Origin of the sequence: Pantoea sp. SO10 (assembly GCF_005281435.1) — a bacterium.
Classification (GTDB): domain Bacteria; phylum Pseudomonadota; class Gammaproteobacteria; order Enterobacterales; family Enterobacteriaceae; genus Pantoea; species Pantoea leporis.
Genome location: NZ_CP040095.1, coordinates 1,261,737 through 1,286,789, shown reverse-complemented (window position 1 = coordinate 1,286,789; position 25,053 = coordinate 1,261,737). Strand labels below are relative to the sequence as shown.

Here is a 25,053-nt window from a genome sequence, read left to right as displayed (position 1 = left end):
CTGTTCAGCTTGCGCGACTATGCCGTTTATTTGCCGGAGACGATGATGTTTGATGCTGAAATTGCGTACCAGGCGCTGACGTCGCGCGATAGCCGCTTCGACGGGCTGTTTTTTGTTGGCGTGACATCCACCGGCATTTATTGCCGCCCCATTTGTCCAGTGAAAGCGCCGATGCAGAAGAACTGCCTGTTTTTTAGCAGCGCAGAGGCCGCCGAGAAAGCGCACTTCCGTCCGTGTTTACGCTGCCGTCCGGAACTGGCGCCCGGCTCTGCGCCGGTGGATAGCCATCACCGCATTGCCGATCGTTTGATTCGCCGCATCGAAGAGGGCTTGCTGGAAGAGCAGGAGACGCTGGCAGACATCGCTGGCGAGTTTGACCTCAGTGAACGTCAATTGCGTCGCGTGGTGCAGCAGGAGCTCGGCGTATCGCCTTTAGAGCTGCGTCAGACACGTCGTATGCTGCTAGCCAAGCAACTTCTGACAGAAACCTCTTTGCCGGTCACGGAAATTGCTTACGCCAGCGGCTTCCGTAGTTTGAGGCGCTTTAACGATGTGTTCCAGGCGCGCTATCGCATGACGCCCTCCCGCCTGCGCAAGCAGAATCAACCCGACGCCGTGAAAACCACTCAGGAGAGCGCCGAACTGCGCCTGAGTTATCGGCCGCCTTACGATTGGGATGCGATGCTCGATTTCCTGCAACAGCGCGTGATGAAGGAAGTGGAATGGGTGAACGAGGGCATGTATCACCGCACCGTGGCGCTGGGCAACTGTCGCGGCTGGGTGCGCGTGAGCCATGTTGCGGGTAAACAGTCGCTGAAGGTGCAATTCACAACGTCGCTGACGCCAGTGCTGCCCGCTTTGCTGCGTCGGCTACGCGATCTATTTGATTTGGATGCGCAGCCACAGCGCATAGCTGAGCATCTAAGCCACGATCCGCTTTTAGCCGAGAGCTTATCGCGCTTTCCCGGCTTACGCGTTCCTGGTGCGTTTGACGGCTTTGAGTTGGGTGTGCGCGCGATACTCGGGCAGCAGGTTACCGTGAAAGCCGCAACCACGCTAAGCAGCCGAATGGCACAGCGCTTTGGTGAGCCGCTGGTGACGCCGTGGTCAGAACTTTCGCGTTTGCCGCCAAATGCGGAGTCGCTGGCGGCGGCGAGCATCGATGATATTGCCAGCCTGGGAATCGTCAGTGCGCGTTCACATGCCATTCAGGCGTTGGCGCAGGCCTGCGCTTCTGGCGCATTACGCTTTAACGGTGCGGTGAATCCGGACGTGGTTCAGCAGCAGTTACTGGCGCTGAAAGGCATAGGGCCGTGGACGGCAAGTTATATCGCCATGCGCGCGCTGCGTTGGCCTGATGCGTTTCCCAAAGAGGATATTGCGATTCGTAATAATCTCGGCGGCGTGAGTGCCAAAGTGGCGGAGCAGTTATCGCAGGTTTGGCGGCCGTGGCGCAGCTATGCGGTGCTGCATATCTGGAAGAGTCTGACGCCGGTTAAGAAATCCAAATAGTGCGTTTCAGGCGGAAATAAGGGGCGGTTACGTAAAGTCGCCGTGGATACATCCCTGTAGGCTCTGCCGGCGCATCCATGCGCCGGAAGCTTTACTCCACCGCCCCTTATCCCCGCCTTCATGCAAATATGTGCACTTATTTAGAAGCGACTCTTGAGCCTGATAGCTCTAAAAGGCGGGAGCGGAGGAGCGAAGCGTCCGAGCCATGGACAAAAACGCCGGGAGCGTTTTTGCACAACGCGAAGCGTTGCCCGCTTGCGGGCGAGCCTCATGGATGAGGCGAGTACTTGCGAGGGCGATCCACAGGGATGTGATGTGTCTTCGCGATCCGTCCCGCCTTTTAGGGCCCGGCACCCATCCCAAAGCAACACTGCTAAAATTTTATTAAAACGTAGAAAAGCAAAAAGGCGCCTTTAGGGCGCCTTTCTACATAACTGGTGGGTCGTGCAGGATTCGAACCTGCGACCAATTGATTAAAAGTCAACTGCTCTACCAACTGAGCTAACGACCCGCTGTGGGGCTTACAACCTTTACTTGATGGTGGGTCGTGCAGGATTCGAACCTGCGACCAATTGATTAAAAGTCAACTGCTCTACCAACTGAGCTAACGACCCATCAAGGTTGTGAAGCTTACTGAAGAAATCATCTCTCTTACAACGGGTTGAGATGGTGGGTCGTGCAGGATTCGAACCTGCGACCAATTGATTAAAAGTCAACTGCTCTACCAACTGAGCTAACGACCCATCTTCAGCGCTGCCGATACTTGTTAAGATATGTCCCGGCAACGGCGGCATATATTACTGATTTAGCGGGAGGGCGCAACCCTTATTTTCCACTAAATATCTCAATTGCTTACCTTTCATGCTGTAAGACCAGAAATCACACGAAATCCGGTCTTTTAGGCACAAATTACAACCCGGCAAGGCGTTTTTGCGCCTGCTTAGCGGAATCACTATTTGGGAATTGTTTGATCACTTGCTGGAAGACAGCCTTGGCTTTCGCCGTGTCGTTCTTCTCTTGCATGATCACACCAACCTTAAACAGCGCTTCCGGTGCTTTTGGCGATTTCGCGTAATTTTTTACCACAGTGGCAAAATAATAGGCCGAATCGTCTTTTTTGCCCTTGTTGTAAAACAGCTGACCCAGCCAGTAATTGGCATTAGGCTGATAGGTAGAATCAGGATATTTCTTCACCCAAGCCTGCAGGGCAGTAATCGCCTGATCGTACTGCTTCTTCTCCAGAATCAGCGCAACCGCAGCATTGTAGTCCGTGTTGGCATCGCCGGTTTGCGCTGGCGCGGCCGAACTGGCGCTGCTACCGCTATCCGCAGAAGCCGCAGCGCCCGCTGCAGCGGCATCAGCACCACCGCTCGCCTGCGCACCATTACTGCCGGAGCTAAGGCTGTCGATTTGCTGATAGAGCTGCTTCTGGCGCTCAATCACCTGATTAAGCTGATAGCTGTTTTGCTGGATTTGCCCGCGCAGCGAATCGATATCGCTTTGGTTGTCGCTCATCTGCTGCTGCAATTGCTGCAAAAGCTGAGCCTGGGCATTAGAGATACGTTCAAGAGTGGTGACACGGTCTTCGACCGAGCCTGAGCCAACGCTACTGATTGACGCCTGGGCATTAGCGGCCCCCAAAGGAGCCGCTAAACCAACCAGTAACGACAGACTCAACAGATGAAGTCTGAAGTTACTCATCATGATATTTTCTTAGTAAACCAGTACGGCACGACGGTTTTTAGCGTAAGCCGCTTCGTCATGACCCAGTACAGCTGGTTTTTCTTTACCGTAAGAAACGATAGACATCTGGTCAGCAGAAACGCCTTTGCCTTGCAGATACATCTTAACGGCGCTTGCACGACGCTCGCCCAGGGCGATGTTGTATTCTGGGGTACCGCGCTCATCCGCATGACCTTCGATGGTCACTTTGTAAGACGGGTTGCCACGCAGGAATGCAGCGTGCTGATCCAGCATCTGAGCGTAGTCAGAAGCCACGTCATATTTGTCCAGACCGAAGTAAACGATGTTGTTCTGCTGCAGCTGCTGCATCTGCAGGCGCGCTTGCTCATCAGAAGACATGTTACCGCCGTTCTGACCAGCACCGTAAGCACCGTCGTTAGCGCCCATGCCAGTCTGATCGTTGTTGTTGTTTTTGTGTGAGCTACATGCAGCTACTGCGATAACCGGCAGAGCCAGCATCAAACCCTTCAGCACTTTGTTCAGTTGCATTTCTTTATCCTATTATTTTGTTTGCCATACATTTTAATCCCCCGCCGTGCAGGGGACCTATGCATCACAGATACGGCGACCAGGCAGGGAATTTGACCTGTCCATCAGTTGCCGGAAGACGCGCTTTGAAACGCCCGTCGGTTGAAACCAATTGCAACACGGAACCCATCCCCTGAGTAGAGCTATAGATTACCATTGTGCCGTTTGGCGCCAGACTTGGCGTTTCATCCAGGAACGTGTCCGTTATTGTTTGAACGGCTCCCGTTACCAGATCCTGTTTGGCGACGTGCTGAGCGCCACCGGCGCTGCTGATCATCACCATAGTTTTACCGTCAGTTGACACATCCGCATCCTGGTTTTGCGCACCTTCCCAGGTAATACGTTGTGGCGCACCGCCGTTGATACCAACTTTATAAATCTGGGGCGCACCGGCCTGATCCGAGGTGTAAGCCAGTGTCTGGCTGTCCGGGAACCACGTTGGTTCAGTGCTGTTGTAGCGACCATCGGTCACCTGGCGCGTCTGACCAGAAGCCAGATCCATCACATACAGGTTCAGGCTACCGGTTTTCGACAGCGCGAAGGCGAGTTTAGAACCGTCTGGTGAGAAGGCTGGCGCACCGTTATGACGCGGATAAGAAGCCACCTGACGGATTGCACCGTTAGACAACGTCTGAACCACCAGCGCAGATTTGCCGCTTTCGAAGGTCACGTAAGCCACTTTGCTGCCATCTGGCGACCAGGCCGGAGACATCAATGGCTGCGGTGAACGGTGAACCACAAACTGGTTGTAGCCATCGTAATCCGACACGCGCAACTCATACGGGAACTGACCGCCATTGGTCTGTACCACATAGGCAATGCGGGTACGGAATGCGCCTTTGACGCCGGTCAGCTTTTCGAACACTTCGTCACTGGCGGTGTGCGCTGCGTAACGCAGCCACTGCTTAGTCACTTTATAAGAGTTCTGCGCCAGCACGGTGCCTGGCGCGCCGCCGGTGTCCACCAGCTGATAGGCAACTTGATAGCTGCCGTCAGCGTTAGGCGTTACCTGACCAACTACGACCGCATCAATACCCAATGCGCTCCATGCGGCAGGTTGAACTTCCTGCGCGCTGGCTGGCTGTTGTGGCAGACGAGAACGATCGAGCGGATTGAATTTACCGCTGTTACGTAAGTCAGCAGAAACGATCCCGCCGATGTCTTCTGGTGCCGCGCCTGGGCCAGCCCATTGGAACGGAACCACACCAATAGGACGTGCGGTGTTAACGCCCTGCGTAATTTCAATACGGACTTCTGCATGAAGCATTGCTGCCCACAGCAGTACAAAAAAACCTAAGGTTACACGAAGTGCCTGCTTCATTTTTTCTCCCTTACCTGAACCAAAGGTTCATGATAATTCGCACAGTTCCTGAAAAACACGAGTACTCATAGAGTATGGCAAGCTAACCTTAGTTCAACCTGCCGTACGTTACTGCATTATTCTGGTTTGAAACGCATCGGTGCGTTTTTAAACACTTCATACACCGCCTGCGAAGGCGGCTTCGGAATCCGCGCCTGCTTCGCGGCAGCAATTGCCGCCTGACACAAGGCGGGGTCGCCACCTTCCGATTTAACGTCAATCAGCAAACCATCCGGTGCCAGTTTAATACGCAGGTTACACTCTTTACCTTTGTACAAATCTGCATCGTAGAAACGGCTCTGAATCGCCCCGACCACTTGCCCCAGATAATTATTGATATCTGCGCCTGACGCGCCCGCTTTCTTCTGATTGCCCTGCCCTGCAGCGCCACCCGATGCGGTGCCGCTTTTCGGTGCATTCTTACCAGAAGACAAACCACCCAACAGGTCATCAACCGCATTTTCGTTCTTCGCAGCTTCAGCGGCGGCTTTTTTGGCATCCGCAGCCGCTTTCGCTTTTGCATCCGCTTTGGCCTTAGCAGCCGCATCGGCCTTGGCTTTCGCCTCGGCGGCAGCCTTCTCTTTGGCTTCTGCTGCGGCTTTTTCCTTCGCCTCAGCAGCCGCTTGCTCTTTAGCCTCTTTGGCTTCCTGAGCCGCTTTCGCCTTGGCATCGGCAGCAGCCTGCGCTTTGGCTTCAGCATCCGCTTTGGCTTTCGATTCTGCGGCCGCTTTTGCCTGCTGCGCCGCTTTCTCTTTCGCTGCTTCAGCGGCAGCGGCTTTCGCCTGCTCTTCTGCTTTCTTCTTCGCGTCAGCTGCGGCTTGCTTGGCTTCTTCTACCGCTTTGGCTTTGGCGTCAGCCGCTGCTTTTGCCTGCGCATCAGCTTCCGCTTTGGCATCAGCCTTGGCTTTCGCTGCGGCGGCTTCGGCAGTTTTCTGCTGTTCCTGGGCTTGCTTAGCGGCGGCTTCAGCGGCTTTCTGCTGCTCGGCCTGCTGCTTCGCCTGCTCTTTGGCTTCCTGCTGGGCCTGTAAGCGCTCTTTTTCCATCTCTTTCAGGCGCTGCTGCTCAGTAGCTTGTTTCTGCTGTAACTCTTCGGCCTGCTGCTGCGACTGCTTCTGACGCTGCTGCTCGGCGCGCTGGCTGTCTCGTTGCTGATTCTGCTGGCGGTTATACTGCTCAACCACGGCGCCGGAATCGACCATCACTGCGTCAATATCACTGCCACCGCCACCGCCGCTGGATTCGATTTTTTCGTTAAACGAGCTCCAAATCAGTAGGGCGATCAGCACGATGTGCAGAATCACCGAAACGATTATCGCGCGCTTTAACTTGTCGTTCTGCTCGGTTGCCTTCGACACACTCGGTTCCCAAAAAACGGTTCGCTTTAAATCGGCTGCGTCATCAAACCGACAGATTTCACGCCTGCCTGATGTAACAGGTTCAGCGCCTTGATGATTTCGTCGTAAGGGACGTCTTTCGCACCGCCGATCAGGAAGACCGTTTTCGGATTGGCTTCAATCCGGCGTTGCGCTTCGCTCACCACCTGCTCCGGCGGTAACTGCGTCATACGATCGTGATCCACCACCAGGCTGTACTGGCCAACACCAGACACTTCAACAATCACCGGTGGATTATCATCAGTTGAGACGGTTTTTGAATCTGTCGCATCCGGCAGATCCACTTCCACGCTCTGGGTAATAATCGGCGCGGTTGCCATAAAGATGAGCAGCAACACCAACAGCACGTCCAACAGTGGAACAATGTTGATTTCCGACTTAAGGTCGCGTTTACCGCGACCACGGGTTCTGGCCATCGTAAACCTCGACTTACTTCGTGTTGTCGGTGGAGAAAGCCTGACGATGCAGGATAGCCGTGAACTCTTCCATGAAGTTGTCGTAGCCCTGTTCCAGCTTGTTAACGCGCTGGTTCAGACGGTTGTACGCCATAACGGCAGGAATGGCCGCAAACAGACCGATTGCGGTCGCGATCAACGCTTCGGCAATACCCGGTGCAACCATCTGCAGCGTGGCCTGTTTTACCGCACCGAGGGCGATAAAGGCGTGCATGATCCCCCACACCGTACCAAACAGACCGATATACGGACTGATGGAGCCAACGGTGCCAAGGAAAGGAATGTGAGTTTCCAGCGTTTCCAGTTCACGATTGAAGGAGATACGCATCGCACGGCTCGCGCCCTCAACAACCGCTTCAGGCGCATGGTTGTTAGCACGATGTAAACGCGCAAACTCTTTGAAACCCGAATAGAAAATTTGCTCAGATCCGCTCAGTTCATCGCGGCGTCCCTGGCTTTCCTGATACAGGCGTGACAACTCGATACCCGACCAGAACTTATCTTCAAACGCTTCGGCTTCGCGCCCCGCCGCATTCAAAATGCGCGTACGCTGAATAATGATCGCCCATGAGGCAATAGAAAAGCCGATCAAAATCAACATGATAAGTTTGACCAGAAGGCTCGCCTTCAGGAACAAATCAAGAACATTCATGTCAGTCACTGCTTGAACTCCGCGACAATAGACTTGGGAAGCGCAATTGGCTTCATTAGATGTGGGTTGATGCAGGCAATCAGGACTTCTGCTTCATTTAGCACTTTGCCTTCTGCATTCACGATACGCTGCGAGAACGTCATCGTTGCACGCGTCATTGAGGTCACTTCTGTTTGAATTTCCAAAAGATCGTCCAGACGTGCAGCCGCAACAAAATCGATCATCATGCGTCGTACCACAAAAGCCACCTGCTCTTCCAACAGGACCTGCTGATTGAAATGGTGCTGGCGCAACATTTCGGTACGTGCTCGTTCATAGAAAGCAAGATAACTGGCGTGGTAAACCACACCACCGGCATCAGTGTCTTCGTAATAGACACGAACCGGCCAGCGAAACAGCGTTGTACTCACTCTACATCCCGGTCTCATTTTAAACGTTGCTACTATACGCAAGAGAGATCGGCTTGGGAATGGTCCGCTGACGCCGCGAGAAAATAATTATCACAGGTTAACAACTGGAAGGATTTATAGGATGTTTCTTGACCGGACGCTGACAAAACCTCACGTCAGCGTCTGAAATTGCGGCGTTTTTAAGTCCTGAGCCTGGACTTAATAGTAGAACCAGAAAATTCCTGCCATTAAAACTATCATCGCGGGCAACGGCGAGAAGAGCGCTTGCCAGCGTAGGCGCTGAGGGCGAAATCCGGTGCCGTGTATCACGCCGGTACAAACGGCCCAAATCAGCAGCATTCCATGCCATATCGCTAAATCACTGGTACGCGCGGCAAAGCGTGAAGGCTGCCAAATGACACAGCCCGCCAGCCACAGCGCGAGGATTAGCGAAAGGGCCCGAAGCGGGCCCTTGTCCATCAGACGATAAAGAGTCTGAATCAGTGCGCGCATCAGACTTGCTCGTCCTTCGCGCTGCTCTCTTCAACGTGCTCCAGCGCCAGCGCCGTAATCACACCGAACGCACAGGCCAGCAAGGTGCCAAGAATCCAGGCAAAATACCACATGCTCAATCTCCTTAATCAGTACAGGGAGTGCGTATTGCTCTCAATGTGTTCTTTGGTGATACGGCCAAACATCTTGTAATAACACCAGGCGGTGTACGCCAGGATAATCGGTACAAAGATGATGGCGGCAATGGTCATCACTTTCAGCGTCAGCAGGCTAGACGTGGCATCCCACATGGTCAGGCTGATGCCCGGCACGGTGCTGGACGGCATGATGAAGGGGAACATCGCAATCCCGGCCGTCATGATCACGCAAGCTAAGGTCAATGAAGACGAGATAAACGCCAGAGCGCCCTTCTCGATACGCGAGCAGAGAATGGTCAGCAGCGGCAACACCACGCCCAACAGCGGGAACAGCCACAGCACTGGCATCTGATCGAAGTTCACCATCCACGCACCGGCTTCACGCACCACATCTTTACCCAACGGGTTGGATGCCGCGTGATGATCGATAACGCTTTTCAGCACATAACCGTCGATGCCGTATTTCACCCACACACCCGCGAGAATGAAGCACACCATCATTACCAGCGCCGAGATTTGCGCGGTGCTGCGGCTGCGGACGTGCAACTCACCGGCAGTACGCATTTGCAGATAGGTTGCGCCTTGCGTCAGGATCATCGCCACACTCACCACTCCCGCCAGCAAGCCAAACGGGTTCAGCAGCTGGAAGAAATTGCCGGTATAGAAGAGACGCAGATATTCGTCAGCATGGAACGGCACCCCTTGCAGCAGGTTGCCGAACGCCACACCAATCACCAGCGGCGGAACAAAGCTGCCGATGAAAATGCCCCAATCCCACATGCCGCGCCAGCGCATATCTTCAATCTTTGAACGGTAATCAAATCCAACCGGACGGAAGAACAGTGAAGCCAGCACCAGAATCATCGCCACGTAGAAGCCGGAGAACGCGGCGGCATATACCATTGGCCAAGCGGCAAACAGCGCGCCACCGGCGGTGATCAGCCAAACCTGGTTTCCGTCCCAGTGCGGCGCAATGGTATTAATCATGATGCGACGTTCGGTATCAGTACGACCCAGAATGCGCGTCAGCATACCAACGCCCATATCAAAGCCATCGGTGACCGCGAAACCGATCAGCAACACGCCAATCAGCAGCCACCAGACAAAGCGCAATACTTCGTAATCAAACATGGTCGCTCTCCTTATCCACGCGCCGGCTGAGATGATGTCTTCAGCGTTTCATGATGATAGCGGCCGGTTTTCAGGCTGCTCGGACCGAGGCGCGCGAACTTGAACATCAGGTACATTTCCGCCACAAGGAACAAGGTGTAGAGACCGCAAATCAATGTCATTGAGAACAGCAGATCGCCAACGGTCAATGAGGAGTTAGCGACCGCGGTTGGCAGCACCTCACCAATTGCCCACGGCTGGCGACCATACTCAGCAACGAACCAACCCGCTTCAATCGCAATCCACGGTAACGGAATGCCGTACAACGCGGCTTTCAGTAACCAGCGAGACTTACCGATGCGGTTACGAATCACGCTCCAGAAGGAGAGCGCAATAATGCCCAGCATCAGCACACCGCCCAGCACCATGATGCGGAAGGCGAAGTACAGTGGCGCAACGCGTGGGATCGAATCCTGTGTCGCTTTCTGAATCTGCTCTTCGCTGGCGTTAGCCACATCCGGCGTATAGCGCTTCAGCAGCAGGCCATAACCGAGATCTTGTTTGCTGGCTTCAAACTGGCTGCGCACCTCAGGATCTTTGCTGCCACCACGCAGTTCGTTCAGCAGCGCGTAGGCTTTCATGCCATTACGAATACGCACTTCATGTTGTGCCAGCAGCTCTTTCAAACCGGTGACCGGCGTATCCACTGAACGCGTGGCGATCAGGCCGAGCAGATACGGAATCTGAATCGCATATTTGTTCTCCTGCGTCTCCTGATCCGGAATACCAAACAGCGTAAACGCAGCCGGAGCCGGTTGGGTTTCCCATTCCGCTTCAATTGCCGCCAGTTTGGTTTTCTGCACGTCACCGATTTCATAACCGGATTCGTCACCCAGTACGATCACTGACAGAATCGCCGCCATACCGAAACTGGCTGCGATGGCGAAAGAGCGTTTAGCGAAAGCAATGTCGCGCCCTTTCAGCAGATACCATGCGCTGATACCAAGGATGAACATCGCGCCCGTGGTGTAACCGGCGGCCACGGTATGGACAAACTTCACCTGCGCAACCGGGTTCAGCACCAGCTCGGAGAAACTCAACATCTTCATACGCATGGTTTCGAAATTGAATTCCGATGCAATGGGGTTTTGCATCCAGCCGTTCGCCACCAGAATCCACAGCGCGGACATGTTCGAACCGAGCGCCACCAGCCAGGTCACCGCAAGGTGTTGCACCTTACCGAGGCGATCCCAGCCGAAGAAGAACAGGCCAACAAAGGTGGATTCGAGGAAGAACGCCATTAAACCTTCGATGGCGAGCGGCGCACCGAAGATATCGCCGACATAGTGTGAATAATATGACCAGTTGGTACCGAACTGGAATTCCATGGTCAGGCCGGTAGCCACGCCGAGTGCAAAGTTAATACCAAACAACTTGCCCCAGAACTTGGTCATATCTTTATAAATTTGTTTCCCCGTCAGGACATATACCGTTTCCATGATCGCCAATAAAAACGCCATACCCAGCGTTAATGGCACGAACAGGAAATGGTACATCGCCGTCAGGGCAAACTGTAAACGCGACAGCTCGACAATATCTAACATGATGACTCCTTGCTCCTCGCATGAACTTCCCCTGCGGATGACAACGGCAAACAACAGACATTGACGCGCAGAACAAGATTCAGGAACGACTGATTATTGATTCCAGTTTTGTTACTGATAGAACAGAGAAAGCTGTTGCCCGAAGAGAGCGAGTAACAGTGATAAAATTCCCTTAAAAACCGATCTTTTCAGTCAATTTAAAGCAGGAGTAACACGAGGAGGCGGCAGAATTGATATAACAACGCCTGGCACAAACTCCTGATAAATTATGACGAAGACTGAATTGATGCAGCGCAATTTATACCGGTTAGTCGGCCTTTTGCTAGCGGTAAAGTTTCCTATAAGTCGCCAATTATTGATCTAGATTAAGACAATAAATTTCCAGATATGTAGTGTTACAGTGGTTGTTAATTAGATGTCACAACATCATCATATTATTAAGAATATAATTACCTTTTCCGCAATTATTTAACCTCATTTTGGAAAGCCGCACGCCAATTGCTTGACAAAAATCCAGCGCCTTTTCCCTTCTTTACCTTGATGACAGAGTAAGCATAGCCGCAATTTTTTGAAGCCGTTGCGCTTTTTTCCCTCTCTTTCAGGCGGGTTATTACCAAAAAAAAAGCCACCCGAAGGTGGCTTTTCATTGTCAGTCTGTATTGGCTTATTTGATTGGTAAAACCGCTTTAACCGCGTCACCAATGTCTGCCAGACTGCGTACGGTTTTCACACCGGCCGCTTCCAGCGCAGCAAATTTCTCATCAGCGGTACCTTTACCACCGGCAATGATGGCGCCTGCGTGCCCCATACGTTTGCCTTTGGGTGCAGTCACACCGGCGATGTAGCCGACAACCGGCTTGGTCACGTGGGCTTTGATGTAAGCTGCTGCTTCTTCTTCTGCGCTACCACCGATCTCACCGATCATCACGATCGCTTCGGTCTGTGGATCTTCCTGGAACAATTTCAGGATATCGATGAAGTTAGAGCCAGGGATCGGGTCACCACCGATACCTACGCAGGTTGACTGGCCGTAGCCGATGTCAGTGGTCTGCTTAACAGCTTCATAAGTCAGCGTACCTGAACGCGATACGATACCTACGCGGCCTGGCTGGTGAATGTGGCCTGGCATGATACCGATCTTACATTCGCCAGGCGTGATCACGCCTGGGCAGTTCGGGCCGATCATGCGCACGCCAGCTTCATCCAGCTTCACTTTCACGGTCAGCATATCCAGCGTTGGGATACCTTCGGTGATGGTGATGATCAGTTTAATGCCCGCATCGATCGCTTCCAGGATGCCGTCTTTGCAGAACGGCGCTGGAACGTAAATCACGGTGGCGGTTGCGCCGGTGGCTTCTACTGCTTCACGTACGGTGTTGAACACCGGCAGGCCGAGATGCGTGGTGCCGCCTTTGCCTGGCGTTACACCGCCAACCAGCTGCGTACCGTAAGCCAGCGCCTGCTCAGAGTGGAACGTCCCTTGACCACCGGTGAAACCCTGGCAAATGACTTTGGTGTTTTTGTCGATCAAAATGGACATTATTTACCCTCCGCTGCAGCTACAACACGCTGTGCAGCGTCTGTCAGGCTGGTTGCTGCAATGATGTTCAGACCGCTGTCCGCCAATTTCTTAGCGCCCAGCTCGGCGTTGTTACCTTCCAGACGTACCACAACTGGCACGTTGACACCCACTTCTGCCACGGCACCGATGATGCCGTCTGCGATCAGATCGCAACGCACAATGCCGCCGAAGATGTTAACGAACACAGCTTTCACTGCATCGTCAGACAGGATGATTTTGAAGGCTTCGGTGACGCGCTCTTTGGTTGCGCCGCCGCCAACGTCCAGGAAGTTTGCTGGCTCACCACCGTGGTGTTTCACGATGTCCATGGTGCCCATCGCCAGACCGGCGCCGTTCACCATACAGCCGATGTTGCCATCCAGCGCAACGTAGTTCAGTTCCCACTGCGTTGCGTGGGCTTCACGTGGATCTTCCTGGCTCGGATCGCGCATTTCACGCAGTTCCGGCTGACGGAACAGTGCGTTACCGTCCGCGCCCAGTTTGCCGTCGAGGCAGATCAGATCGCCCTGCTTGGTGATCACCAGCGGGTTAATCTCAACCATCGCCAGATCGCGCTCAAGGAACATGGTCGCCAGGCCCATGAAGATTTTGGTGAACTGGCTAACTTGCTTGCCGGTCAGGCCGAGTTTGAACGCCAACTCGCGGCCCTGATACGGCTGTGGACCCGCTAATGGATCGAGCGCCATCTTGTGGATCAAGTGTGGCGTTTCTTCTGCCACTTTCTCAATCTCAACACCGCCTTCTGTCGAAGCCATGAAGATGACACGACGGGTAGCACGGTCAACAACCGCACCCAGATACAGCTCCTGATCGATATCCGTCGCGGCTTCAACCAGAATCTGGTTTACCGGCTGACCGTGCGCATCAGTTTGATAGGTCACCAGACGTTTGCCCAGCCAGTGTTCAGCAAAAGCACGAATGTCTTCTTTGCTGTTCACCACTTTCACGCCGCCCGCTTTACCGCGGCCACCGGCATGAACCTGACATTTCACTACCCACGGACCTGCGCCAATTTTAGACGCGGCTTCTTCAGCTTCACGTGGCGTGGTGCAGGCGTAGCCTGTCGGTGCTGGCATGCCATAGCGTGCAAACAGCTGCTTCGCCTGGTATTCATGTAAATTCATGATGTTCTATCCATTCAGGTATGAGTTTGGGCGCGCCTTCACACCGCGCGCCCGGCGAAATTAGACGTCCAGCAGCAGGCGAGCTGGATCTTCCAGCATCTCTTTCACCGCCACCAGATAGCCAACGGATTCACGACCATCAATCAAACGGTGATCGTAAGAGAGCGCCAGATACATCATTGGCAGAATCACAACCTGACCATTAACCGCCATTGGGCGATCTTTGATGGCGTGCATGCCGAGAATCGCGCTCTGCGGCGGGTTGATGATTGGCGTAGACATCAGCGAACCAAACACACCACCGTTGGTGATGGTGAAGTTACCGCCGGTCAGCTCTTCAACCGTCAACTTGCCGTCGCGGCCTTTCACCGCCAGCTCTTTAATTTTCTTCTCAATGTCGGCCATGCTGAGTGCATCAACATCTTTCAGCACCGGCGTAACCAGACCACGCGGGGTAGAAACCGCAATGCTCACATCGAAATAGTTGTGGTAAACCACATCTTCGCCATCAATAGACGCGTTAACTTCCGGGAAGCGTTTCAGCGCTTCCACTACCGCTTTGATGTAGAAGGACATGAAGCCCAGACGCACGCCGTGACGTTTCTCAAACGCGTCGCCGTACTGCTTGCGCAGATCCATGATTGGCTTCATGTTGATTTCGTTGAACGTGGTCAACATCGCGGTGCTGTTTTTCGCTTCCAGCAGACGCTCGGCAACACGCTTACGCAGACGCGTCATCGGTACGCGTTTTTCGCTGCGGTTAGCCACAGCGGCCTGCGGTGCAGCAGCGGCTGGCGCTGCAGCCGGTGCAGCTTTGCCACCGTCAGCTTTCTTCGCCAGATGTTTTTCCACATCTTCACGCGTCAGACGGCCACCAACGCCGGTGCCTTTGATCTGGCTGGCATCGAGGTTGTTTTCAGCAATCAGGCGGCGTACCGCTGGGCTGAGCGCATCGTTGCTCTCTTCTTCCAGCGAAGCGGTCTGGCGCTGTGCCGGTGTAGATTCGTTGCTTTCCGCTTTGGCCGCAGTCTCTTTCCCGCCGCTGTTGCCCTCTTTCAGACGGCCCAGAATCTGACGAGAAGTGACGGTAGCGCCTTCCTCTTCCAGCACGGCTTCCAGGATGCCATCCGCTGAAGCAGGCACTTCCAGAACCACTTTGTCAGTTTCAATCTCTACCAGTACTTCATCGCGGCTCACAGAGTCGCCAGGTTTTTTGTGCCAGGTTGCAACCGTTGCGTCCGCTACGGATTCAGGCAAATCGGGAACGAGAATTTCTACGCTACTCATTTTCTTTCCTTTTTATTAACCAAGGTTCAGCGCGTCATTAACCAGGTCTTGCTGCTGTTTTTGATGTACGGACATGTAGCCCACGGCCGGTGAAGCAGAAGCCGGACGGCCTGCATAACGCAGTGACGCACCAAATGGAACCACTTCGCGGAAATGATGCTGACTGCAATACCATGCGCCCTGATTCAGCGGCTCTTCCTGACACCACACGAAATCCTGCACATGAGCATAGTTTTTCAATACGTCCTGCACGACTTTGTGCGGGAACGGATAGAGTTGTTCGATACGCACGATGGCCACGTCGGTTTGCTCGTTTTTACGACGCTGCTCCAGCAGATCGTAATAAACCTTGCCTGAACACAGCACCACGCGTTTTACCTGTTGTGGATCGAGATCGTCGATCTCACCAATCGCTGGCTGGAAGCTGCCTGTGGCCAACTCTTCCAGGCTGGAAATCGCCAGCGGATGACGCAGCAGTGATTTCGGTGACATGACGATCAGCGGACGGCGCATACCGCGCAGCGCCTGACGACGCAGCATGTGGTAAACCTGCGCTGGCGTAGAAGGCACGCACACCTGCATGTTCTGTTCGGCACAGAGTTGCAGATAACGCTCCAGACGCGCGGAGGAGTGCTCAGGACCCTGACCTTCATAACCGTGCGGTAGCAACATGACCAGGCCACACATACGGCCCCATTTCTGTTCGCCGGAGCTGATGAACTGGTCGATCACGACCTGCGCGCCGTTGGCGAAGTCGCCGAACTGCGCTTCCCAGATGGTCAGCACGCGCGGTTCTGCGGTGGCATAGCCGTATTCGAAAGCCAGTACCGCTTCTTCAGACAGCACGGAATCCCACACTTTGAACTGACCCTGGCCGTTATGGACATGGTGCAGCGGCGTGTAGGTTGAGCCGTTGGTCTGGTTGTGGATCACCGCATGACGGTGGAAGAAGGTCCCGCGACCGGTATCTTCACCGGAAAGACGCACCGGAATCCCCTCGTCAACCAGCGTGGCATAGGCGAGGTTTTCTGCACCGCCCCAGTCGAACGCTTTGTTGCCTTCGGCCATCTCTTTACGATCGTTGTAGATCTTGGCAACGCGAGACTGCACTTCTACCGATTCCGGTACGCTGCTAATGCGACGCGCCAGTTCCTGCAGGCGTTTCAGTTCCACGGTTGCCGGGTAGCTTTCGTCCCACTCGTGGTTCAGATACGGCGACCAGGTGAATGAGTGCAGGCTCATCGGACGCCACTCTGGCACCACGCATTCGCCTTCATCCAGCGCGTCGCGATAGAGATTGACCATCTCGGTGGCATCTTCGCTGGTCGCTACGCCTTCGCTTTCCAGCTGATCGGCATAGAGTTTACGCGGCGTCGGATGCTTTTTGATTTTCTGGTACATCAACGGCTGCGTTGCACTTGGCTCGTCGGCTTCGTTGTGGCCGTGACGGCGATAGCACACCAGGTCGATGAAGACATCACGTTTAAAGGTGTTGCGATAATCCAGCGCCAGGCGCGTCACAAAGGCTACGGCTTCCGGATCGTCCGCGTTAACGTGGAAAATCGGTGCCAGCACCATCTTGCCGATATCCGTACAGTACGGCGTAGAGCGCGCATCTTTCGGGTTGGAGGTGGTGAAACCAACCTGGTTGTTGATCACGATGCGAACGGTACCGCCCACTTCGTAGCCACGCGCCTGCGACATGTTCAGGGTTTCCTGCACCACGCCCTGACCAATAACAGCGGCATCACCGTGAATGGTGATAGGTAGAACTTTGTTGCTGCTTGGCTCAGCCAGACGATCCAGACGCGCACGCACCGAACCCATCACTACCGGGCTCACGATTTCCAGATGCGACGGGTTGAATGCCAGCGCCAGGTGCACTAAGCCGCCTTCGGTTTCCACGTCAGACGAGAAGCCCATGTGGTACTTCACGTCGCCGGTGCCGAGGTGTTCTTTGTGCTTGCCGGAGAATTCGTCGAACAGATCCTGCGGCTTCTTACCTAATACGTTGATCAGTACGTTGAGACGACCGCGGTGCGCCATACCCAGCACCACTTCGCGCGTACCGCTCTTGCCCGCGTGACGAATCATCTCGCGCAACATGGGCACCAGTGCATCGCCGCCTTCCAGCGAGAAGCGCTTCGCACCCGGGAATTTTGCACCCAGATATTTTTCCAGGCCTTCTGCCGCGGTCAGCTCTTTCAGGAAACCTTTTTTCTCGTCACTGCTGAAAGACGCGTGGCCCACCACCGATTCCAGACGCTGCTGAATCCAGCGCTTCTCGTCGGTGTTGTTGATGTGCATGTACTCAGCACCAATCGAGCCACAGTAAGTCTGCTGCAGCGCCGCAAACAGATCCGCCAGCTTCATGGTCTCTTTGCCGATAGCAAAAGAGCCTACGTTAAAGCTTTCCTGAAAATCGGCGTCGGTCAGATCGTGATAAGCCGGATCGAGGTCGGCTACCGTGTCCTGTTTCCACAGGCCAAGCGGATCGAGGTTTGCATGCTGATGGCCGCGGAAGCGGAACGCATTAATCAGCTGCAGCACTTTTACCTGTTTGGAGTTGGTTGCCGGATCGGTCACGGTTGATGTGTAACGCGTGGCGTCTTTAGCCAGGCGGCGGAAGTAGTCACGCGTGGTGGAGTGAAATTGCTCAGGTTTCACGCCAGTGCCCGGCAGCTGTTGGAACAGCTCGCGCCACATGTCATCAACTGAGTCAGGATCGGTCAGGAAATCCTCATAGAGCTGCTCTATGTAAGATTGGTTCGCGCCGGCCAGCCAGGAGGAGTCCAGCCAGGGTTTCATCGCGCTGTTCTGCATTGTGATCCCTTAAGCATTAATCTGCTTTTTATGAGGTTTCATTTTTTACCGCTTACGCGGCTTGCCGTAGTGAGTTCAGCGATACGAACCTGTGCGCTACCGGCGCCTGGCTCGTAAGGGAACCTTTATAAGCGTGGTCAGCACCGCGCTTATAGAGGCTTCCGTAAACATCCGGGAACCCAGGTTCCCGGAGAGTGACTTTTTCTGTTACGCCCCGCGTTGCAGCAGCATCGACTTAATATGGCCGATGGCGCGCGTTGGGTTTAGGCCTTTCGGGCACACGCTCACACAGTTCATGATGCTGTGACAGCGGAAAACACTGAAAGCATCGTTAAGATTGTCGAGACGCGCATTGGTTTCCGTGTCGCGGCTGTCGATCAGGAAACGGTAAGCGGCCAGCAGGCCAGCCGGACCGACAAACTTGTCCGGATTCCACCAGAACGACGGGCACGACGTTGAGCAACAGGCGCAGAGAATACACTCATACAAACCGTCCAGATGCTCACGCTCGGCTGGGCTCTGTAAGTGCTCGCGCGCCGGTGGATTTTCCCCATTATTCAACAGGAAAGGCTTAATCTTCTCATACTGTGCATAGAATTGTCCCATGTCTACCACGAGGTCGCGGATCACCGGCAAACCTGGCAGTGGACGGATAACAATTTTCTTCGAACCGTTGCCCAGCGCAGAGATCGGCGTGATACACGCCAGACCATTTTTACCGTTCATGTTCAGACCATCTGAACCGCACACGCCTTCACGGCAAGAGCGACGAAAAGCCAGCGTAGGGTCTTTCTCTTTCAGACGGATCAGCGCATCCAACAGCATCATGTCGCGACCATCTTCCGACTCCAGGGTGTACTCCTGCATACGCGGCTTGGCATCGACTTCCGGGTTGTAACGATAGATTGAAAATTCGAGTCTCATGATGATCTCCGCAATTAGTAGGTACGCGCTTTCGGCGGGAAGGCCGCACGCAGTTTCGGTTGCATGTTCACCTCACGGCGCGTCATGCTTTCCGTCTGCGGAACATAGAGACTGTGGCACAGCCAGTTTTCATCATCGCGGTCCGGGAAGTCGAAGCGGCTATGTGCACCACGGCTTTCGGTACGGAAGTTGGCGGCAACAGCGGTGGCGTAAGCGGTTTCCATCAGGTTATCCAGCTCAAGGCATTCGATACGCTGGGTGTTGAAGTCTGGCGAACGGTCATCAAGACGCGCTGATTTCAGACGCTCACGAATCACTTTCAGCTCTTCCAGACCTTCACGCATCGCATCGCCATCGCGGAACACCGAGAAGTTGTTCTGCATGCAGCGCTGCAGCGCTTTACGGATTTCGACAGGATCTTCACCGGTGGTGTTATTTTCCCAGCGGTTGAAGCGCGCCATCGCTGCATCGATATTTTCCGGCGTGGCTTCACGCAGTTCGCCCTGCTCTTCAATACACTCCAGCAGATGCACACCGGCTGCGCGACCGAACACCACCAGATCGAGCAGCGAGTTGCCGCCGAGGCGGTTAGCGCCATGAACCGATACGCAGGCGATTTCGCCGACGGCGAACAGACCCGGAATCACCTCATCCTGGCCCTGCTCATTCACGCGCAGCGCCTGGCCGGTCACTTTGGTCGGCACGCCGCCCATCATGTAGTGGCAGGTCGGGATCACCGGAATCGGTTCTTTAATTGGGTCGACGTGGGCAAAGGTACGCGACAGCTCAAGGATGCCCGGCAGACGCGACTCCAGCACTTCGGCACCGAGATGGTCGAGTTTCAGTTTGATGTGCGGACCCCAGGGGCCATCGCAACCGCGACCTTCACGGATTTCCACCATCATCGAACGCGCAACCACATCACGACCCGCCAGATCTTTGGCGTTCGGCGCATAACGTTCCATGAAGCGTTCACCGTGCTTATTCAGCAGGTAACCACCTTCACCACGGCAACCTTCAGTAACCAGCACGCCCGCACCGGCAATACCGGTTGGGTGGAACTGCCACATTTCCATATCCTGCACCGGCACGCCGGCGCGCAGCGCCATGCCAACGCCGTCACCGGTGTTGATGTGGGCGTTAGTGGTGGATTGGTAAATACGGCCCGCGCCGCCGGTTGCCAGAATAGTTGCCTTGGCTTTGAAATAGACGGTTTCGCCGGTTTCCATGCAGATAGCCGTACAGCCGACAATCGCGCCGTCTTCGTTTTTCACCAGATCCAGCGCATACCATTCGGAGAAGATGGTGGTTTTGTTTTTCAGGTTCTGCTGATACAGCGTATGCAGCAAGGCGTGGCCGGTACGGTCGGCCGCAGCTGCGGTACGCGCCGCCTGCTCACCGCCGAAATTCTTCGACTGACCACCAAACGGACGCTGATACACCCGGCCGTCATCCAGACGGGAGAACGGCAATCCCATGTGTTCCAGTTCCAGAATCGCTTCCGGACCGACATGACACATATATTCGATCGCGTCCTGGTCGCCGATAAAGTCGGAACCTTTGACGGTGTCGTACATGTGCCATTCCCAGTTATCGTCATGGGTGTTACCCAGCGCAACGGTAATACCGCCCTGCGCCGATACGGTATGGGAACGGGTTGGGAATACTTTGGATAACAGGGCACAAGTCTGGCCCGATTGGGAGATTTGCAGAGCGGCGCGCATTCCTGCGCCACCCGCGCCGATCACCACGGCATCAAATTCTCTGACTGGCAAACTCATTTACACACCCCACACAACAACGGTTCCATAAATCGCATATGACAACAGCGCAACCACAATCACAAACTGCAGCAACAAACGGGTTGCAACAGGTTTCACGTAGTCAGTCAGCACCTGCCACATTCCAATCCAGCCGTGGATCAGAATCGAGAACAGCGTCAACATGGTGAACACTTTCGTGAAGGCGGACGAGAAGAAGCCATGCCAGACGTCATACGTCAGCGTGCCTGTCATCACGACAAAACCGAGGATGTAGAGAATATAGAGCGTAATTAAGATTGCAGCAGCACGCAGTAACAGCCAGTCATGGATACCGTTGCGTCCTAATGCAGAAGCATTGCTTACCATACGAGGACTCCAGCCAAAATTGAGAGCACGACAGTGATAACAAAAGCCGCTTGCGCGGAACGGGTTCCCACCTGCAGGGTTTCTGCTGTTACACCAAAATCAGCCAACATATGGCGAATACCGCTCACAGCGTGATACGCCAGCGCAGTTAAAATGCCCCACATGATGAATTTGGCGAAGAAGCTATCCATGATGGATGCCGCTTGCTGGAAACCTTCTGGAGAGGAGAGAGAGAGACCCAGTAACCAGAGCAGAATTCCGAGAGCGACAAAGGTGATCACGCCGGAGACGCGGTGGAGAATGGACGATATTGCAGTAACGGGAAACCGGATCGTCGAGAGATCCAAGTTAACAGGTCTTTGTTTTTTCACGGTTTTGCCCACACAGCTCTTTTTTATTTTGCTTCCTCCGGTCCTGAGTTGCATCAGAGACACAGCGTGTGTTCAGACTGCAACCGCCACCAAAATAGCAACATCCAGTGTTAAATAAAGCGGGTAAAACGCTGGGTGGCTCCTGGTGTCAGGGTGTTCCGGAGACCTGGCCGCAGTATAGGAGGATCACATTCTGATTACAATTCCCCTACAATCTCTTTGGTCACATTTAGGCTGAACAGTGATCACCTTCACGATTTTCACAATTTATACATTTTTAATTATCTGATTTGACAAAGAATCAACATTTCAGTTACAAACAATCGCATTAAAGCCCTATGATGCACAAAAGTTATGGGGATACACTTTCCCCTAAGCTCAAGTTATGTAACATTGCCAATACAAGTTATATAAAGCATCAGGTTATTGGTTACCAAGAAGTTATGTCGTGACAGGTACTTTAACATCCTCGATGTGCAGCATGTCATGCCCCGATGCCACCGAATGGCCCAGCTCAGCATTCACTCTGTAACCCTGCACGACCAACGTTACCGCAGAGTGATGCTGTGAAGATTGTGGTTTTACGTAACAACATGGCTATTCTGGTGTCTAAGATCCTTACCTTAAAGGCGCTATGGAGACGAAATAATGACAGATAAAAAAGTGACGCTAACCCTACAAGATAATACTTCTGTTGAACTGGACGTGATGCAAGGCACGCTGGGACAAGATGTTGTTGATGTCCGCGCCCTTGGCTCACAAGGCCTGTTCACCTTCGATCCCGGCTTCACCTCTACGGCGTCCTGCGAATCTAAAATCACCTTTATCGATGGTGACGAAGGTATTCTGTTACACCGCGGTTTCCCGATTGATCAGCTGGCAACCCACTCTAACTATCTTGAAGTGTGTTACATCCTGTTAAATGGCGAAGCCCCGACCCAAGCCCAGTTTGAAGAGTTCCGCACCACCGTTACCCGCCACACCATGATTCACGAGCAAATCACCCGACTGTTCCACGGCTTCCGCCGCGATTCGCATCCAATGGCAGTAATGTGTGGTGTGACCGGTGCGCTGGCAGCGTTTTATCACGACTCTTTAGACGTCAACATTGAGCGTCACCGTGAAATCGCTGCGTTCCGCCTGCTGTCGAAAATGCCGACCATGGCAGCGATGTGCTACAAGTACTCGATTGGCCAGCCGTTTGTCTATCCGCGCAACGACCTCTCTTATGCCGGTAACTTCCTGCACATGATGTTCGCCACGCCATGCGAAGAGTACAAAGTGAATCCAGTGCTGGAACGCGCGATGGACCGTATTCTGATTCTGCACGCCGACCATGAGCAGAACGCTTCTACCTCTACCGTGCGTACCGCAGGCTCTTCAGGCGCGAACCCGTTTGCCTGTATCGCCGCCGGTATCGCTTCTCTGTGGGGACCGGCGCACGGCGGTGCCAACGAAGCGACACTGCGCATGCTGGAAGAGATCAGCACCGTTGATCACATCCCTGAGTTTGTTAAACGTGCGAAAGATAAGAACGATTCGTTCCGTCTGATGGGCTTCGGCCACCGCGTGTACAAAAACTACGATCCACGTGCCACCGTGATGCGCGATACCTGTCACGAAGTGCTGAACGAACTGGGCATGAAAGATGATCTGCTGGAAGTGGCGATGGAGCTGGAACACATCGCGCTGAACGACCCGTACTTCATCGAGCGTAAACTCTATCCAAACGTCGATTTCTATTCCGGCATCATTCTGAAAGCGATGGGCATTCCGTCTTCCATGTTTACCGTTATCTTCGCCATGGCGCGCACCGTGGGCTGGATTGCACACTGGAAAGAGATGCACGACGAAGGCATGAAAATCGCCCGTCCGCGTCAGCTTTATACCGGTTACACCGAGCGTCCATTCACCTCGGCGCTGGATAAATAAGAGAAAGGCGGCCATCTGGCCGCCTTTTTTATAGCGCTACAACTGGCAACCCGGGCACCAGTAAAACGGCCGCGATGACAGCACGCCCTTCTCAACCACCGCGCCGCACCGCCGACACTTTTTACCCTGCCGATGAAACACCTCGAAGCGAAACGCTGCTTCTTCATGATACTTCTTCATGCTGCCACGCATCTCGTATGACAAACGCGGCACCGCCAGCATCGCCTCACTTAACGCCGTCAGCTGCTGTTCGCTGAGGTCCTGCGCCCGATGCGACGCCAGCAATCCGGCATGCCACAAAATCTCCACGCGCAGATAATTGCCGAGGCCGGCTAAAAAGGCCTGATCAAGCAGCAAGCCGCTGAACTGGCGACGACGAAAGCGCGGCGACAGCAAACGCTCGCGCACCTGTTCCACCGTTAAGCTGGCATCCAGCACATCCGGGCCCACGCGCTGCAAAAACGGATGCGCGGCTAAGGTATCAGCGTTGAGCAGCTCAATATCCGAGGCACTATACAGCAAAATGGTTTTATCCGCCGTTGCGAGCCGAACGCGCAGCTGGCGCGTGGTATTCGGCTGCGTACCGGTTGGCACTACGCGCCACACGCCGTACAGCTGATTGTGGCTGTAGAGCGTCAAACCGTTGGAGAAGTGGGTGAGCAGCGCTTTACCGCGCGTTTCGAAGGCGTTGATGGTGGCATCCATCAGCGCCGGTTCGTAGGTTTTCAGCTGTGGAAAGGCAAACCACACATCGGTGAGGGGTTTGCCGACCATTGCCTCTGCCAGCTGATCCGCCGCGCGGCGGATCTCCGGTCCCTCAGGCATAACGACTCCTTTTAATGCGTAGCGCCACCGACGACGCGGATATCATTTTCGGTACTCAGGATCACCTGCAGCGAGGTTTCCAGCGCCTGAATCACGCTTGCAGTCGCCATGCTGGCCACGCCGGGATGGTGCACCGCTTGTTCCGGCATATACGGGATATGAACAAAACCGCCGCGCGCCTTGCTGTTGGTGGTGTGGATCCAGTGCAGCAGGCTGTACATCACGTGGTTACAGGTGAAGGTGCCGGCGGTTTGCGATACCGAGGCCGGCACACCCACTTCACGCAGCGCGGCAACCATCGCTTTGATCGGCAGCGTGGAGAAATAAGCCGCCGGGCCATCCGCCTCGATGGGCTGATCGATCGGTTGCTGTTGGTTGTTATCCGGTATGCGCGCGTCATCCACGTTGATCGCAACGCGTTCAACGGTAATATCGGCGCGGCCGCCGGCTTGCCCGACGCACAACACGCGGTCGGGTTGAATCTCCTCCAGCGCGCGCGTCAGCACTTCACCGCAAGTGGCAAATACCACCGGCAGCTGGCGTACCACAATGCGTGCACCGGCGATCTCTTTGCCGTCGAAGGTGCGCACCGCTTCCCACGAAGGGTTGATGTTTTCGCCACCAAAAGGCTCAAACGCCGTCATTAACACCGTTTTCAT

The 25,053-nt window shown here is 54.4% G+C and carries 23 protein-coding genes and 3 tRNA genes; 2 read left to right on the top strand and 24 right to left on the bottom strand.

What is annotated here, in order from left to right:
* Positions 1-45: 45 nt before the first annotated feature.
* A complete protein-coding gene (locus tag FCN45_RS05945; RefSeq protein WP_137386856.1) occupies positions 46-1,512 on the top strand; it encodes an AlkA N-terminal domain-containing protein in 1,467 nt (488 codons plus the stop codon).
* Between the two features lie 435 nt (positions 1,513-1,947).
* Here FCN45_RS05945 and FCN45_RS05940 read toward each other — a convergent pair.
* The 22 genes from FCN45_RS05940 to sdhC form a co-directional block, all read right to left on the bottom strand.
* Positions 1,948-2,023, bottom strand: a tRNA-Lys gene (locus FCN45_RS05940).
* A gap of 27 nt (positions 2,024-2,050) precedes the next feature.
* Positions 2,051-2,126, bottom strand: a tRNA-Lys gene (locus FCN45_RS05935).
* Positions 2,127-2,179: 53 nt separating this feature from the next.
* A tRNA-Lys gene (locus FCN45_RS05930) sits at positions 2,180-2,255 on the bottom strand.
* A gap of 166 nt (positions 2,256-2,421) precedes the next feature.
* Complete coding sequence (gene cpoB, locus FCN45_RS05925; protein WP_110865745.1) at positions 2,422-3,216, bottom strand: cell division protein CpoB; 795 nt, start codon at positions 3,214-3,216, stop codon at positions 2,422-2,424.
* Between the two features lie 9 nt (positions 3,217-3,225).
* On the bottom strand, positions 3,226-3,744 hold the full coding sequence (pal, locus tag FCN45_RS05920) for a peptidoglycan-associated lipoprotein Pal (protein WP_101763207.1): 519 nt from the start codon (positions 3,742-3,744) through the stop codon (positions 3,226-3,228).
* Positions 3,745-3,808: 64 nt separating this feature from the next.
* Entirely contained in the window at positions 3,809-5,104 is a 1,296-nt protein-coding gene (tolB, locus tag FCN45_RS05915; RefSeq protein ID WP_137385386.1) for a Tol-Pal system beta propeller repeat protein TolB, read from the bottom strand.
* Positions 5,105-5,220: 116 nt separating this feature from the next.
* Complete coding sequence (tolA, locus tag FCN45_RS05910; protein ID WP_137385385.1) at positions 5,221-6,498, bottom strand: cell envelope integrity protein TolA; 1,278 nt, start codon at positions 6,496-6,498, stop codon at positions 5,221-5,223.
* A 26-nt stretch (positions 6,499-6,524) separates the two neighbouring features.
* Positions 6,525-6,953 (bottom strand): colicin uptake protein TolR, encoded by a 429-nt coding sequence (gene tolR / locus FCN45_RS05905; protein ID WP_008107389.1) that lies wholly within the window; start codon positions 6,951-6,953, stop codon positions 6,525-6,527.
* A 13-nt stretch (positions 6,954-6,966) separates the two neighbouring features.
* On the bottom strand, positions 6,967-7,653 hold the full coding sequence (gene tolQ, locus FCN45_RS05900; protein ID WP_101763210.1) for a Tol-Pal system protein TolQ: 687 nt from the start codon (positions 7,651-7,653) through the stop codon (positions 6,967-6,969).
* The gene (ybgC, locus tag FCN45_RS05895) at positions 7,650-8,072 is read right to left on the bottom strand and encodes a tol-pal system-associated acyl-CoA thioesterase (protein WP_371419601.1); all 423 of its coding nucleotides are present in this window, start codon (positions 8,070-8,072) and stop codon (positions 7,650-7,652) included. The genes tolQ and ybgC overlap by 4 nt, the downstream gene beginning before the upstream one ends.
* Before the next feature lie 180 nt (positions 8,073-8,252).
* Positions 8,253-8,546, bottom strand: a complete 294-nt coding sequence (gene ybgE, locus FCN45_RS05890; protein WP_137385383.1) for a cyd operon protein YbgE — start codon at positions 8,544-8,546, stop codon at positions 8,253-8,255.
* Entirely contained in the window at positions 8,546-8,659 is a 114-nt protein-coding gene (cydX, locus tag FCN45_RS05885; RefSeq protein ID WP_007890642.1) for a cytochrome bd-I oxidase subunit CydX, read from the bottom strand. Before cydX ends, ybgE begins: the two co-directional genes overlap by 1 nt.
* Before the next feature lie 15 nt (positions 8,660-8,674).
* On the bottom strand, positions 8,675-9,814 hold the full coding sequence (gene cydB, locus FCN45_RS05880) for a cytochrome d ubiquinol oxidase subunit II (protein WP_101763212.1): 1,140 nt from the start codon (positions 9,812-9,814) through the stop codon (positions 8,675-8,677).
* Positions 9,815-9,825: 11 nt separating this feature from the next.
* The gene (gene cydA / locus FCN45_RS05875; RefSeq protein WP_137385382.1) at positions 9,826-11,397 is read right to left on the bottom strand and encodes a cytochrome ubiquinol oxidase subunit I; all 1,572 of its coding nucleotides are present in this window, start codon (positions 11,395-11,397) and stop codon (positions 9,826-9,828) included.
* Positions 11,398-12,061: 664 nt separating this feature from the next.
* A complete protein-coding gene (sucD, locus tag FCN45_RS05870; RefSeq protein WP_101763214.1) occupies positions 12,062-12,937 on the bottom strand; it encodes a succinate--CoA ligase subunit alpha in 876 nt (291 codons plus the stop codon).
* Complete coding sequence (gene sucC / locus FCN45_RS05865) at positions 12,937-14,103, bottom strand: ADP-forming succinate--CoA ligase subunit beta (RefSeq protein ID WP_007890646.1); 1,167 nt, start codon at positions 14,101-14,103, stop codon at positions 12,937-12,939. Before sucC ends, sucD begins: the two co-directional genes overlap by 1 nt.
* A gap of 60 nt (positions 14,104-14,163) precedes the next feature.
* The gene (gene odhB / locus FCN45_RS05860; protein ID WP_101763215.1) at positions 14,164-15,390 is read right to left on the bottom strand and encodes a 2-oxoglutarate dehydrogenase complex dihydrolipoyllysine-residue succinyltransferase; all 1,227 of its coding nucleotides are present in this window, start codon (positions 15,388-15,390) and stop codon (positions 14,164-14,166) included.
* Positions 15,391-15,405: 15 nt separating this feature from the next.
* A complete protein-coding gene (gene sucA / locus FCN45_RS05855; protein ID WP_110865741.1) occupies positions 15,406-18,213 on the bottom strand; it encodes a 2-oxoglutarate dehydrogenase E1 component in 2,808 nt (935 codons plus the stop codon).
* 207 nt (positions 18,214-18,420) lie between these two features.
* Positions 18,421-19,137 (bottom strand): succinate dehydrogenase iron-sulfur subunit, encoded by a 717-nt coding sequence (locus FCN45_RS05850; protein ID WP_007890649.1) that lies wholly within the window; start codon positions 19,135-19,137, stop codon positions 18,421-18,423.
* A gap of 14 nt (positions 19,138-19,151) precedes the next feature.
* On the bottom strand, positions 19,152-20,918 hold the full coding sequence (sdhA, locus tag FCN45_RS05845; RefSeq protein WP_101763217.1) for a succinate dehydrogenase flavoprotein subunit: 1,767 nt from the start codon (positions 20,916-20,918) through the stop codon (positions 19,152-19,154).
* Complete coding sequence (gene sdhD / locus FCN45_RS05840) at positions 20,919-21,266, bottom strand: succinate dehydrogenase membrane anchor subunit (RefSeq protein ID WP_049850912.1); 348 nt, start codon at positions 21,264-21,266, stop codon at positions 20,919-20,921.
* Complete coding sequence (sdhC, locus tag FCN45_RS05835; RefSeq protein WP_168197448.1) at positions 21,260-21,691, bottom strand: succinate dehydrogenase cytochrome b556 subunit; 432 nt, start codon at positions 21,689-21,691, stop codon at positions 21,260-21,262. The genes sdhD and sdhC overlap by 7 nt, the downstream gene beginning before the upstream one ends.
* Before the next feature lie 594 nt (positions 21,692-22,285).
* On the opposite strand from sdhC, the gene FCN45_RS05830 reads away from it, so the two are divergent.
* A complete protein-coding gene (locus FCN45_RS05830) occupies positions 22,286-23,569 on the top strand; it encodes a citrate synthase (protein ID WP_008107361.1) in 1,284 nt (427 codons plus the stop codon).
* A 36-nt stretch (positions 23,570-23,605) separates the two neighbouring features.
* On the opposite strand, the gene nei is transcribed toward FCN45_RS05830, so the two are convergent.
* Together nei and pcp are read right to left on the bottom strand one after the other, a co-directional pair.
* Positions 23,606-24,394 (bottom strand): endonuclease VIII, encoded by a 789-nt coding sequence (nei, locus tag FCN45_RS05825; protein WP_137385381.1) that lies wholly within the window; start codon positions 24,392-24,394, stop codon positions 23,606-23,608.
* A gap of 11 nt (positions 24,395-24,405) precedes the next feature.
* Positions 24,406-25,053, bottom strand: a complete 648-nt coding sequence (gene pcp / locus FCN45_RS05820) for a pyroglutamyl-peptidase I (protein WP_101763220.1) — start codon at positions 25,051-25,053, stop codon at positions 24,406-24,408.